The organism is Allobosea minatitlanensis (genome assembly GCF_964020775.1).
In genome coordinates, this window is record NZ_OZ224509.1 from 4,166,946 (window position 1) to 4,179,538 (window position 12,593).

Annotated in this window: 11 protein-coding genes; 6 read left to right on the forward strand and 5 right to left on the reverse strand. The window is 68.7% G+C overall.

Annotated elements, in window-relative coordinates; translation table 11 throughout:
• Positions 1-158: 158 nt before the first annotated feature.
• Both ACWH43_RS20515 and ACWH43_RS20520 read left to right on the forward strand, forming a co-directional pair.
• Positions 159-761, forward strand: a complete 603-nt coding sequence (locus tag ACWH43_RS20515; RefSeq protein ID WP_260349104.1) for a MarR family transcriptional regulator — start codon at positions 159-161, stop codon at positions 759-761.
• On the forward strand, positions 710-1,903 hold the full coding sequence (locus ACWH43_RS20520; RefSeq protein ID WP_158445292.1) for a glycosyltransferase: 1,194 nt from the start codon (positions 710-712) through the stop codon (positions 1,901-1,903). Before ACWH43_RS20515 ends, ACWH43_RS20520 begins: the two co-directional genes overlap by 52 nt.
• A gap of 180 nt (positions 1,904-2,083) precedes the next feature.
• On the opposite strand, the gene ACWH43_RS20525 is transcribed toward ACWH43_RS20520, so the two are convergent.
• The 5 genes from ACWH43_RS20525 to ACWH43_RS20545 all read right to left on the reverse strand — a co-directional run bounded on the left by ACWH43_RS20525 (position 2,084) and on the right by ACWH43_RS20545 (position 7,395).
• Positions 2,084-2,473 (reverse strand): GreA/GreB family elongation factor, encoded by a 390-nt coding sequence (locus tag ACWH43_RS20525; RefSeq protein WP_158445291.1) that lies wholly within the window; start codon positions 2,471-2,473, stop codon positions 2,084-2,086.
• A 106-nt stretch (positions 2,474-2,579) separates the two neighbouring features.
• Positions 2,580-2,714 carry a hypothetical protein gene (locus tag ACWH43_RS20530; RefSeq protein ID WP_260349102.1) on the reverse strand — a complete coding sequence of 45 codons (135 nt, stop codon included), beginning with the start codon at positions 2,712-2,714 and terminating at the stop codon, positions 2,580-2,582.
• Positions 2,715-3,663: 949 nt separating this feature from the next.
• The gene (locus ACWH43_RS20535; protein WP_158448197.1) at positions 3,664-4,950 is read right to left on the reverse strand and encodes a saccharopine dehydrogenase family protein; all 1,287 of its coding nucleotides are present in this window, start codon (positions 4,948-4,950) and stop codon (positions 3,664-3,666) included.
• A gap of 44 nt (positions 4,951-4,994) precedes the next feature.
• Entirely contained in the window at positions 4,995-6,092 is a 1,098-nt protein-coding gene (locus ACWH43_RS20540; RefSeq protein ID WP_158445289.1) for a carboxynorspermidine decarboxylase, read from the reverse strand.
• A gap of 658 nt (positions 6,093-6,750) precedes the next feature.
• Positions 6,751-7,395 carry a cupin domain-containing protein gene (locus tag ACWH43_RS20545; RefSeq protein ID WP_158445288.1) on the reverse strand — a complete coding sequence of 215 codons (645 nt, stop codon included), beginning with the start codon at positions 7,393-7,395 and terminating at the stop codon, positions 6,751-6,753.
• A gap of 306 nt (positions 7,396-7,701) precedes the next feature.
• Here ACWH43_RS20545 and ACWH43_RS20550 point away from each other — a divergent pair, with 306 nt between their 5' ends.
• Genes ACWH43_RS20550 through ACWH43_RS20565 form a run of 4 tightly spaced genes read left to right on the forward strand, consistent with a single transcriptional unit; the run spans position 7,702 to position 12,593 of the window.
• A complete protein-coding gene (locus ACWH43_RS20550; protein ID WP_158445287.1) occupies positions 7,702-9,354 on the forward strand; it encodes a peptide ABC transporter substrate-binding protein in 1,653 nt (550 codons plus the stop codon).
• An 18-nt stretch (positions 9,355-9,372) separates the two neighbouring features.
• Positions 9,373-10,323, forward strand: a complete 951-nt coding sequence (locus tag ACWH43_RS20555) for an ABC transporter permease (protein ID WP_158445286.1) — start codon at positions 9,373-9,375, stop codon at positions 10,321-10,323.
• Positions 10,324-10,327: 4 nt separating this feature from the next.
• On the forward strand, positions 10,328-11,215 hold the full coding sequence (locus ACWH43_RS20560) for an ABC transporter permease (RefSeq protein ID WP_158445285.1): 888 nt from the start codon (positions 10,328-10,330) through the stop codon (positions 11,213-11,215).
• A 49-nt stretch (positions 11,216-11,264) separates the two neighbouring features.
• A complete protein-coding gene (locus ACWH43_RS20565) occupies positions 11,265-12,593 on the forward strand; it encodes an NAD(P)/FAD-dependent oxidoreductase (RefSeq protein ID WP_158445284.1) in 1,329 nt (442 codons plus the stop codon).

A 12,593-nucleotide genomic window follows, 5' to 3' on the forward strand; every position in this document is an offset into this window, starting at 1 on the left:
ATTTTGAACCAGTTCACACCCATTTCCAAATTGCAGATTCTTATTGCTCATCGAATCGGCATGGCATGTGCTTTGCCTATAGGCTCCATAGGGGAAGGGAAGAAAAAGGGATGGATTGTTCAAACTTCAATCAGGCGGGGTAAGGAATGCACTTCAAATTGCATGGCGGCGAGCAATTTTCAGGCAGATCCTTGAATGGCCATGACAGGCCGAACGGCGATGGCGAAGTGGAGGATGGGGCGGAGCGAAGAGTTTCGGCCTTCGACCTCGCCCGCGTCATCGAGCGGGTCAGTCGGCGGTTCCTCGATTATCTGCGCCTCGAACTGGGCAAGCTCGGCATCGAGGACATTTCACCGGCACAGGTGATGATTCTGCTCACCATCGGACAGGGCGAGATCGCCGTGCGCGATCTTCTCGATCGCGGGCATTACGGAGGCTCCAACGCCTCCTACAACCTCAAGCAGCTCGTCGAGAGCGGCTATCTCGAACGCGGGGCCTCTCCGCGCGACAGGCGGCTGGCGCGAATCTCTCTCTCGCTCAAAGGACAGATGCTGTGCGAGAGGCTGCGGCTGCTGGATGAGGCCCATCCGTTCGGCCCGCGCGCCGAGAACGGCGTCGGCGCCGATTTCCTGACCACCCATGAAACCCTGCGCCGGCTCGAGCAGTGGTGGAACGATTCCCTCCGCTATGGCGGCGTCCTGCTGGCCTCATGCATATCCTATTCGTTCATCGTTCAGGATCTGGTCAATTCGCTGCTCTGATCGCGAGCCTCGTCGCCCAGGGCGACGAGGTCACGCTGATCAGCGAACGCCCCGCGCCGGAGCAGCCGGGCCTGCGCCAGCTCGCCTACACGGTCGGCGCGGCTCCGGCCCAGCACCCGGCGCTCGCCGCCACGGATTATCACCTGCGGACCGGCGAGGCCGTCGCCGGGCTGATGACCGCGCTCGCGGCGAGCGATCCGCCCGATGTGGTGATCGGACATACCGGCTGGGGCGGGCTTCTCTTCGCGCGCGACGCCCTGCCGGACGCCGCCCTGCTCGGCTATTGCGAATATTACTACCGCAGCTCCGGGGCGGACCTCGACTTCGGCGCGACGGCGCCGATCCCCCTTTCGGAGCGGCAGCGCATCCGCATGCGCAACGCCGCGCAGCTTCTCACCCTCGATACGCTCGACGCCGCCTATGCACCGACCCGCTGGCAACGCCAGCAATATCCCGCCGCCTATCGCCAGCGCATCGCCGTCTGTCATGACGGCATCGACACGGCGCTCTGCCGGCCCGATTCTCGGGCCCGCTTCACCCTGCCGGACGGCCGCGAGCTGACGCCGGGCATGCCCGTCGTTACCTTCGCGGCGCGCGATCTCGATCCCTATCGCGGCTATCCGCAGTTCATGCGGGCCGCGGCCCTGCTGGCCGGGCGCCATCCCGAGCTGATCTTCGTCGCCGTCGGCGGCGACGGCGCCGGCTATGGACGCCCGCGCGAGGACGGCATGCCGTGGCGCGAGGCGATGCTGGCGGAGACCGGGCTGGCCGACCGTGTCGTCCATATCCCGTGGTTGCCCCATGAGCGCCTGATCGACCTGTTCCGGGTCTCGGCGGCGCATGTCTATCTGACGGTGCCCTTCGTCCTCTCCTGGTCGCTGCTGGAAGCCATGGCCAGCGGCTGCCTGGTGGTCGGCTCGGACACGCCGCCGGTGAAGGAAGTGATCCGGGACGGCCTCAACGGCCTCCTGACTCCGTTCGACGACCCGGCCCTGCTGGCGCAGCGAATCGCGGAGGCGTTTCAGCACCCGCCCCTGACGGCGCCGCTGCGCCGCGCCGCCCGCGAGACGGTCCGTGCCGGCTACGAGCGCGAGCGCTGCCTCGACCGCCAGCTCGGCTGGATCCGAAGGCTCGCGCAATAGGGGCTTGCTCGGGACCGTCGGCTCCCTCGGCGGGAAAGCCCCCTCATTCACCAGCCCGTGCCCGCGCACCAGGATATCGCTCTGCCCCGTCAAGCGCCCTTGCCGACTCCCGCCGACGCGGATCGGAACCGTCTCGGCGCCCCCCGCGTAAAGAGCGTAGTCTCGCAAGCCGAACAGGCGTCAGCCCGCCCCGGGCTCGACCTTCAGGAGCCGGATCACCCGCGGCTTCCCGCGCGGGTCCGGCCAGCCCATCGCCTGGCCTTCCGACAGGCCGATGAGCGCCGTTCCGACCCGGCTGAGAACGGAGACCAGCCCGGACGAGGAACGCCCGCGGCCGGAAACCAGGACGACGTCGCGCACCGCGCCGCTACGCTCCTCCAGATAGCGCCCCGCGCGGTTCAGGGCGAGGCAGCCCGCCGGCGCGGTCCCGGCCGGCACGATCCGCGCGCGGTGCAACTCGTTGCCGAGGCGCGAGGCCGCGGCGTAACGGCCATCCGCCACCGCCTCGCGGACGACGCGCCTCAGCACCGCGAGGTCCTGATCGGTGATCGTGATCTCTGGAAGGTCCACTCTCGCTATCCCGCCGGCTTTCCCGAGGGCGAGCGCCGGCTCTCGCCACGAAGTCGCCGGCGGGCGCGGCCCGCCGGCACGTCACAGGGCCGCTTCGGCCCGAAGGCTAGCGCCCGACCCGCCTGTTCGGCAGGCCCTGCTGCTTGCCGAGGTCGGCGACCGAGGTCGCGGCCTGCGGCGGAAGCTTCGGCTGCTTCGGCTTCTTCGCTTCCCTGTTTCCGTTGCGCTTCTTCTTGCTCATGATCTGGTCTTCCCGCTGGGAGGCCGCCGGCAGCGCGCATGGCCGCCCCGGCCACGGCACGGCACCCTGGACAGCCTCCGATCTGCTGGAATGGCCCGAGCCTTCGCCTGCGGGCGAACGACATCCGCACGACATGTCGCCCATCGCATGGCGGCGCAGGCTCGCGCCGGCGCAGTTACCCTGGCCCGGGCGCCCCCGACCTGCCGTCAGGCGGCGCGCCGAACCAGGGCTACTGCCGTGCGAGCTGGCAGGCGGTGCACAAGACACCCGCCGGAAGAAGAATTCCAATCATGACCTAATGATATTTCGATGAATTATACGGAAAGTCAAATCCGCAACACTCTACCGGACTTGGTTGAAAATAGCTTTTCTCGGCCCATATCGGAACCATGCCAAATTCAACCTGGAATCTCACGCCGAGAACGATCCGGAAGGCACATGTCTTTACCCGGAGAGGATTCCCGCCGGCCTGACAATACTGCCGACGGCCCTCTCCGGGTCACGAGCCCATCCGATCGTGATTTTGGCGCCGCCTTGCCGGCGCAGGAGGAGATTCCATGGCCGGCCGTTCCAGATTGGTCTGCGCAAGCTGCCGTCGCCCCGTGCCCCGCGCCGCCGCCCGCTGCCCCTGGTGCGCGGGCCCGGTCGACCCCGTCAGGCAGCGGCTGGGCGCGGCCCGATACCCATGCCTGTCCGGCGATATCGGCGCGGCGCATCCGCCCGGCGCCAGGCCGGCCGAGGGTCACGCCAACCGCCCCTGAGAAGCCCCGTTCCGGCGGGCTTCTTCCATCTCCGACCGGCGGGACGTGCGCGATCGCATCGCCGCCGTCCGTCGACGGGAGGCGCAAGGATGCATCCCCGAACGAAAGGGCCCGGCAGAGCCGGGCGCTGGACGAGGCCCGGGCCGCCTCGCTGGCGGCCCGGGCCCGGAAAGCGGGTTCCGCGCCGCTCAGGCGGCCGGAACCGGGTCGGCCTGCGCGGTCTCGCGGGCGGGCTCGGCGAAGCGCAGCCGCCGGTCGCCCTCGGCGTCCTTGATGCGCGTCGGCAGGCCCATGCGGTCGAGCAGGGCGAGGAAGGGCTTCGGCGCCAGCTCCTCGACATTGACCATCTTCCGCACGTCCCACGCGCCGTTGGCGACGAGCAGCGCCGCGGCGACGGCCGGGACGCCCGCCGTATAGGAGATCGCCTGGCTGCCGACCTCGGCGAAGGCCTCGGCATGGTCGGCGACGTTGTAGATAAAGACCTCGCGCGCCTTGCCGTCCTTCACGCCCTTGACCACATCGCCGATGCAGGTCTTGCCGACATAGCCCGGCGCGAGCGAGGACGGGTCGGGCAGCACGGCCTTGACCACCTTGAGCGGGATCACCTCCTGGCCCTCCGCCGTCCTGACCGGCTGCTCCGAGAGCAGGCCGAGATTCTTCAGCACGTTGAAGACGGTGATGTAGCGCTCGCCGAAGCCCATCCAGAAGCGGACATCCGGCACGTCGAGATTCTTCGACAGCGAGTGGATCTCGTCATGGCCGGTGAGATAGGCGGTCCGCTTCCCGACGACGGGCAGGTCCCATTCCTTGCCGACCTCGAACATCTTGTTCGAGGTCCACCGGCCCTTCTGCCAGGACCAGACCTGGCCGGTGAACTCGCGGAAATTGATCTCGGGATCGAAATTGGTGGCGAAGTAGCGGCCATGGTCGCCGGCATTGATGTCGACGATGTCGATCGAGTCGATCCTGTCGAAATAATCGTCCTGCGCCAGCCGGGCATAGGCGTTGACGACGCCCGGGTCGAAGCCCGCGCCGAGGATGGCGGTGACGCCGGCGCTGGCGCATTCGGCCTGCCGCTTCCACTCGTAATTGCCGTACCAGGGCGGCGTCTCGCAGATCTTCAGCGGGTCCTCGTGGATCGCCGTGTCGATATAGGCGGCGCCGGTGGCGAGGCAGGCCGAGAGCACCGACATGTTGAGGAAGGCCGAGCCGACATTGATGACGATCGCGCTCTTCGTCTCCCGGATCAGCGCGGCCGTCCGCTCGACGTCGAGAGCGTCGAGCCCGTGCGCCAGCAGGCGCCCGCCCGTCTTCAGGCTGCCCTTGGCGTGGACCGAATCGACGATGGCCTCGGCCTTCGCCCGGGTCCGCGACGCGATGTGGATGTCGCCGAGAACGTCGTTGTTCTGCGCGCATTTGTGGGCGACGACGTGGCCTACGCCGCCGGCGCCGACAATCAGGACATTTCTCTTCATTTTGGCTGGGGCCTCCTTTCGGTTTTCGGATGTTCGGCCGCGTTTCAGGACAGGCTCGCGCGGTAGTCCCGGTAGGAAAAGGAGCGGACGAGGCGCAGGCTGCCGTCGAGCTCCCGCAGGACGATGGACGGCATCTGCACGCCGTTGAACCAGTTCTTCTTCACCATGGTGTAGCCCGCCGCGTCCTGGATCGAGATGCGGTCGCCGGGCGCCAGTTCGCGGTCGAAGGCGAATTCGCCGAAGATGTCGCCGGCCAGGCACGATTTGCCGCAGATCATGTAGCGGTGCCCGCCCTCGTCCGGCTCGACGCGCGCCTGCTGCCGGTAGATCAGCAGGTCGAGCATATGGGCCTCGACCGAGCTGTCGACGACGGCGAGGTTCTTGCCGTTGAAGAGCGTGTCGAGCACCGTGACCTCCAGCGTCGTGCTGCGCGTCACCGCCGCCTCGCCGGGCTCGAGATAGACCTGCACGCCGTGGCGCTGCGAAAACGTCGCGAGCCGCTCGCAGAACGCCGCGAGCGGATAGCCCTCCCCGGTGAAGTGGATGCCGCCGCCCAGGCTGATCCAGGAGACCCGCGAGAACAGCGCGCCGAACCGCTCCTCGACCTGGCCGAGCATGCGGTCGAACAAGGCGAAATCGCCGTTCTCGCAGTTGTTGTGGACCATGAAGCCGTCGATCCGGTCGATGACCTGCGCGATCCGCTCCGGATCCCATTCGCCGAGGCGGCTGAAGGGGCGCGCCGGGTCGGCGAGGTCGAAATTCGACGCGCTGATGCCGGGGTTGAGCCGCAGGCCCCGGCTCAGCCCGCCGGTGCGATCGGCGAAGCGTTCGAGCTGGCGGATCGAGTTGAAGACGATCTTGTCGGCATTGGCGACGACCTCGTCGATCTCGTGATCGGCGAAGGCGACGCTGTAGGCATGGGTCTCGCCGCCGAATTCCTCGCGGCCGAGCTTCACCTCGAACAGCGACGAGGAGGTCGTGCCGTCGATATGCTCGCGCATCAGGTCGAAGACGGACCATGTCGCGAAGCATTTCAGCGCCAGCACGACCTTGGCGCCGGAGCGCCGACGAACCTCGTCGATGATCCGCAGGTTGCGCAGCAGCTTGCTCTTGTCGATCAGGTAGTAGGGTGTCGCGATCATCGGGACCTTGCGCCATGCGCTGCGATGGTGACGCCAGCCGGCACGGCGGAGGCGCCATGCCGGGTAACGATCGGGAAAAGCCTGCCGGCGCGAGGGGCTCGCGGACCGTCAGCTCGGATGGGAGGCGGAAAGGACGGCGCCGGTCACGCGGCCGGGGCCGGGGCGCTCACGCTGAGGGAGGAGGGGCAGCGAGGTCCCCGCGGAAGGCGAGCGCTTTCGCACTGTTTCCCCTCCGCTTCGTCTGTCGGTGGAACGGATCGGCGTGCAAGCGCGCCGGATGCCCGCCGGGTCGGCCCGGGCTACCCCTGTCGATGGCCCTGGCCGGCGCACGCGCCGCGCGCGCAGCAAGGATTTCTTCCGTTTGGGAGGCAATCAGTAAAACTGAGCCCATCCCCAATTGGAAGAGGGCGTCGTGAGACATACCGTCCTCCCCAACCAGCAGATGTAGCCTGCATCAGATGATGGCCGAGCCTATAGCATCGGGCAGCCGGCAGTTCAACCTGCAAGCCCGGCGACGAAGCTGGCCGAGCCGCCGCACCGTTTCGACGGCGCGGCGGATTATCCCTGCGGCGGAGGGATTCTACCGGACCGGGCCCGGTCTTCTCTGCCGAACCGGGCGACTAGACTATCGGCTTTTCGCGATGGTCGGCGGCCGTGCCTACCCCTCCCGGGCCGGCGGGCCGGAATGCAGGGTGGTCACCCAGATCGCGCGCGCCACCTCCTGCTCGGGATTGTCGAACATATGGGGCACGGTGCTGGGGAAGCAGACGCTGTCCCCCGCCGCGAGCACGTGAGGCTCGTGATCGAGCCAGATCCGGACCCGGCCGGCCAGGACATAGACCGCCTTCTCGCCGACATGCTGGACGAAATCGGCGCCGGAGGACGCACCCGGATTGAGCGTCAGCTCGTAGATCTCCAGCGCCCCGCCCTGGGCCGGCGTCAGCGATTCCTTGAGCACGCCGCTCGCCGTCAGCCGCAGCAGGCGCCGGTCGTTGCGGCGCACGATGTATTGCGACGAGGGATCGGGCGCATGCGGCTCGAAGAAATAGGAGATCGGCACGCCGAGCGCGACGCTGAGCAGCCTGAGGCTGCGGATCGAGGGCGAGGCCAGCCCCCGCTCGAGCTGGCTGATCATGCCGGTGGAAAGCCCGGTGCGCCGGGCCAGCTCCTGGATCGAGAAGCCGGCGCGCTGGCGCAGCAGCCGCACCGTCTCGCCGAGGCGATGCTCGGCATCCTCGGGCAGCACGATGGCTTCGCCGGCCGTCCTCTCCGGCGTCTCCGCCTCAGCCGCGTCCCTGCTCATCGATCGCCTCCCCGTCCTGTTGTCCGACCGCGCCCAGAGCATTGGGCACGAAACTTGAATCCGCCTTTCGGAGACATCCGTCACCTCGACATAGAGATGGCTCGCCCCTCCGCCGGCGGAAGGGACGGACCCCGGCGACCCGCCGGGAAGCCGGACCTGCCGCCGCGCGACCGGCATCGGCGCGATTGACAGGCATTTTCAACCATGTTGAATTCAGGTCAACAAAAGTTAGAGAGATTGAAACACCGCCCGTCAAGCGGCGTGACGCCACGCCGCGGCGAGCGAGTTCCGGGGAGGGAGCGCATCATGTCCGAGGGGCCTTTCGGAGTCACCAATCCCACGCGCCGCGGCGCGCTCGCGCTCGGCATGGGGCTCGCCGCCGGGGCCGCCCTGCCGTCCTCGCTGCGGGCGGCGCAGCCGCCCTCCGTGCCGAAGGGCCAGGTCGTCGCCGGCCTCTCGCAGGAGCCGACCGTCTTCCACCCGCTGATGCCCGGCATCGAGGTCGACCAGGGCGTCTGGTGGCAGATCTTCAGCACGCTCTGGTACATCGACCCGGAAGGCCGCTTCCAGCCGGACCTCGCCAGGGAGGTGCCGACGGTCGAGAATGGCGGCCTCTCCGCCGACGGCCTGAGCTGGAAGGTCAAGCTGCGCAACGACGCCAAATGGCATGACGGCACGCCGTTCACCGCCGAGGACGTCAAGTTCAGCATCGACCTCGTCAACAACACCGCCTTCCGTGCCCGCAACCGCGTCGGCCACAGCCTGGTCCACGACATCAAGGTGGTCGCGCCGGACGAGATCCACTGGCGCATGGAAAGCGCCTATTCGCCCTATATGTCGATCCTGTCGCTGTTCTTCATCGTGCCCAGGCACGCGCTGGAGAAGGCTTCCGACCCCAACGCCTCGCCCTTCAACAACGCCCCGATCGGCACCGGGCCGTTCCGCTGGGGCGAGCGGGTGCCCGGCGACCATATCCAGCTCCTCGCCAACACGAGCTATCACGGGCGCGGTCCGTTCCTGGAGCGGGTGGTGTTCAAATACATCCCCGACCTGACCGTGCTCTACACCCAGTTCCGCACCGGCCAGATCGACTATACCGGCATCCAGGGCGTTCTGCCGAACTTCGTCAAGGAAGCGAAGACGCTGCCCGGCCGCAAGGTGACGGTCTCGCCGATGGCGTCGATCGAGCACATCGCGCCCAATCTCGAATTCGGGCCGCTCGCCGACCGCTCGGTGCGCGAGGCGCTCTATCTCGCGATCAACAAGAAGGGGCTGATCGACGCCCTCAACTACGGGCTGCCGGTGCCGACCGAATCCTTCGTGCCGCAGCAGGCCTGGTCCTTCAACAAGGAGCTGCCGGCCCATGCCCACGACCCGGCCAAAGCCAACGCCATCCTCGACGCCGCCGGCTGGAAGCGCGGCGCGGGCGGCATCCGCGAGAAGAACGGCGTCAGGCTGGAATTCGCCAATTCGACCACCAGCGGCAACGCCGTGCGCGAGCAGACGCAGCAGCTCCTGATGCAGGACTGGAAGGCGATCGGCGCCTCGATGCGGATCAACAACATGCCCGCCGCCGTGATCTGGGGCGAGTTCTGGCAGCAGTCGAAGTTCCAGTCGGTGATCGTCGGCGTCAACTTCATGCTCGGCAGCGACCCGGACGTGACGCCGCGCTTCGGCTCGGGCGCGATCCCGGCCAAGGGCGGGCGCGGCTACAACACCTACCAGTACCAGAACAAGGAGGCCGACCGGCTGCTGGCGGAAGGCGCGGCCCAGTTCGACCTCGCCGAGCGCAAGAAGACCTATGGCGCGCTGCAGAAGCTGATCCGCGACGATCTCGCCATCCTGCCGCTGTTCCAGTCGGTCATCGCCGAGGGCACCAAGGACGGGCTGCAGGGCTTCGCGCCCAACATCAACACCTCCTCCAATTGCTGGAACATGCGGGAGTGGTACTGGGCCTGACGGCCGGCGGGTCGCGCGATGCTCCCCTATCTCCTCCGCAGGCTCGGGCAGGCGCTGGTGCTGCTGCTCATCGTCTCGATGCTCGGCTTCGCCATCCTGCATCTGGCGCCGGGCGGGCCATTGTCGCAATTCGCGCTGTCCTCGCAGATGTCGCCGGAGGACATCGCGCGGATCTCGCACCAGCTCGGCCTGGACCGGCCCCTGCCGGTCCAGTACGCCGACTGGCTCTGGCGGATGCTGCAGGGCGACTGGGGCACCTCCTACCGCGACGGCAGCGCCGTGCTCGCCGTCATCGGCTCGCATCTGCGGGCCACCTTCGAGCTGATGGCGACGGCGACGCTGGTCGCCTGCCTGCTCGGCTGCTGGATCGGCATCCTCGGCGCGATCCGGCGCTATTCGCTGTTCGACACCCTCGCCACCGTCGGCGCGATGGTCGCGCTCTCGATCCCGACCTTCTGGTTCGGGCTGGTCGCGATCTACGTCTTCTCGGTCACGCTCGGCTGGCTGCCGGCCGGCAACCGGCACACGGTCGGCGACGATTCCGTGCTCGACCTGCTACATCACCTGATCGCGCCGGCGCTGGTGCTGGCGCTGGTCGAGATGGCGATCTGGGCCCGCTTCATGCGCTCCTCCATGCTCGACGTGATCGGCCAGGACTATATCCGCACCGCCCGCGCCAAGGGCCTGCCGGAATGGAGCATCCTGTCGCGGCACGCGCTGCGCAACGCGCTGCTGCCGATGATCACCGTCGCCGGGCTGCAGTTCCCGACCCTGCTCGGCGGCGCGCTGGTGGCGGAGACCGTCTTCACCTGGCCCGGCATGGGCCGGCTCTTCCTCGATTCGATCGCCTATCGCGACTACCCCGTGGTGATGGGCATCCTGATGCTTTCGGCCGCGATGGTCATGCTCGGCTCGCTGATCGCCGACCTGCTCTATGCGGTGGTCGATCCGCGGATCCGGATGGAGTGAGGCGATGAGCGCGTCAGCCGCATCCGTCCCGGCCGGGCCCGCCCCCGCCGCCTCCGCGAACACCGCCTGGCGGCGCTTCCGCCGGCACCGGCTCGCCATGGCCGGCACCGTCACCATCGCGATCCTGGCGCTGGGCTCGGTCTTCGGGCCCTGGCTGCTGCCCTTCGACGACACCTATATCGACATTCTGCAGCGCTTCGCGCCGCCGCTCTCGGGCGTGCATGTGCTGGGCACCGACGAGCTCGGCCGCGACATCCTGGCCCGGCTGATGATGGGCGGGCGGATCTCGCTGGCGATCGGCTTCCTCGCCATGGCGATGGCGATGGCGATCGGCATCGCGGTCGGGGTCGTCGCCGGCTTCTATGGCGGCTTCCTCGGCGCGGCGCTGATGCGCTTCGTCGACGCGGTGCTGTGCTTCCCGACGATCTTCCTGCTGCTGGCGCTGGCGGCGCTGACCGAGCCCGGCATCCTGGCGACGACCCTGCTGATCGCCGCGACCTCCTGGATGAACGTCGCCCGCATCGTCGAGGCCCAGATCCGCACCCTGCGCGAGCGCGACTTCGCCGCCGCCGCCCGCGCCGTCGGCGCCAGCGATCTCTACATCATGTTCCGCAGCCTGCTGCCCAACGCGATGGCGCCGATCGTGGTGGCGGCGACGCTCAACGTCGCCAAGGCGATCCTGCTCGAATCCTATATCAGCTTCCTCGGCTACGGCATCCAGCCGCCGGCCTCGAGCTGGGGCAACATGCTCAACAACGCCCAGATCTACCTGACCAGCGCGCCCTGGCTCGCGCTGCTGCCCGGCATCGCGATCACGCTCGCGGTGACCAGCTTCAACTTCATCGGCGACGGCCTGCGCGACGCGCTCGACCCGCGCCTCGACATCAACTGACCTTCCCTCCAACGCAGCCGCCGCCAACGCGCCCACAGGAGCCCTGTCCATGTCCCCGCCGGTCAACCGCATTCCCAGCGACGAGCGCCTGCCGGAGGCCGTCGACGTGGTGGTCATCGGCGGCGGCGTGATCGGCGTCTCCAGCGCCTATCATCTGGCGCGCAAGGGGCTTTCCGTGGCGCTGGTCGAGAAGGGCCATGTCGGCGCCGAGCAGTCGAGCCGCAACTGGGGCTGGTGCCGCCAGCAGGGCCGGGCGCGCGCCGAGATCCCGCTCGCCCGCGAGGCGCTGCGCCTCTGGGAGGAACTGCAGGAGGAGGCGGGCGCCGATACCGGCTTCCGCCGCACCGGCGTGCTGTTCCTGACCAAGGACCCGAAGGAGGCGGCCGACTGGGAACGCTGGGCGGGAATCGCGCGCGAGCAGCAGGTCCACTCGACCCTGCTGACCCCGGCCCAGATCGCCGAGAGGCTGCCCGGCAACGCCGAGACCTGGGTCGCCGGGCTGCACACGCCGAGCGACGGCCGGGCCGAGCCCTCGCTGGCGGTGCCGGCGCTGGCGCTGGCCGCCCGCAAGCGCGGCGTCACCATCCATCAGGGCTGCGCCGCGCGCGGGCTGGAGACGGCGGGCGGCGCCGTCAGCGCCGTGGTCACCGAGAAGGGCACGATCCGCGCCCAGTCCGTGCTGCTGGCCGGCGGCGCCTGGTCCTCGCTGTTCTGCCGGCGCCACGGCATCGACCTGCCGATCGGGCTCGTCGACGCCACCGCCTGCCGCACTACCCCGGCGCCCGACTTCACCGACGGCGCGCTGGGGACCACCGAATACTGCATCCGCCGCCGGCTCGACGGCGGCTTCACGCTGGCGCTGCGCGGGCGCGGCACGGTCAACCTGACGCCCGATATCCTGCGCTACGCCAGGATCTTCTGGCCGACCTTCAAGCAGCGCCGCGCCGGGCTGAAGCTGCGGCTCGGCTCCGACTTCTTCAGGCAGCTCTTCGGCAGCGCCAATTGGCGCCTCGACCAGCCCTCGCCCTTCGAGGCGGTGCGCGTGCAGGACCCCGCGCCGGACATGGACCTCGTCAATGCCGCGCTGGCGGCGCTGATCGCCGGCAATCCCGTGCTCAAGGACATCCGCATCGCCGAGGCCTGGGGCGGCACCATCGACTCGACCCCCGACACGGTACCGGTGATCTCGCCGGTGCCCAGCCTGAGGGGCTTCTTCCTCGCCACCGGCTTCTCGGGGCACGGCTTCGGCATCGGGCCGGCCGCCGGCAAGCTCGCCGCCGACATCGTCAACGGCGACGCACCCCTGGTCGACCCGGCCGCCTATGGCTATGAGCGGCTGGTCGACGGCCGCCCGCTGGCCCCGGTCGGGCTGTTCTAG

Coding starts and splice junctions, on each gene's coding strand:
- ACWH43_RS20520 (WP_158445292.1), top strand. CDS start 710: ATGCATATCCTATTCGTTCATCGTTCAGGATCTGGTCAATTCGCTGCT.
- ACWH43_RS20530 (WP_260349102.1), bottom strand. CDS start 2,714: ATGAGCAAGAAGAAGCGCAACGGAAACAGGGAAGCGAAGAAGCCGAAG.
- ACWH43_RS20535 (WP_158448197.1), bottom strand. CDS start 4,950: ATGAAGAGAAATGTCCTGATTGTCGGCGCCGGCGGCGTAGGCCACGTC.
- ACWH43_RS20540 (WP_158445289.1), bottom strand. CDS start 6,092: ATGATCGCGACACCCTACTACCTGATCGACAAGAGCAAGCTGCTGCGC.
- ACWH43_RS20545 (WP_158445288.1), bottom strand. CDS start 7,395: ATGAGCAGGGACGCGGCTGAGGCGGAGACGCCGGAGAGGACGGCCGGC.
- ACWH43_RS20550 (WP_158445287.1), top strand. CDS start 7,702: ATGTCCGAGGGGCCTTTCGGAGTCACCAATCCCACGCGCCGCGGCGCG.
- ACWH43_RS20555 (WP_158445286.1), top strand. CDS start 9,373: ATGCTCCCCTATCTCCTCCGCAGGCTCGGGCAGGCGCTGGTGCTGCTG.
- ACWH43_RS20560 (WP_158445285.1), top strand. CDS start 10,328: ATGAGCGCGTCAGCCGCATCCGTCCCGGCCGGGCCCGCCCCCGCCGCC.
- ACWH43_RS20565 (WP_158445284.1), top strand. CDS start 11,265: ATGTCCCCGCCGGTCAACCGCATTCCCAGCGACGAGCGCCTGCCGGAG.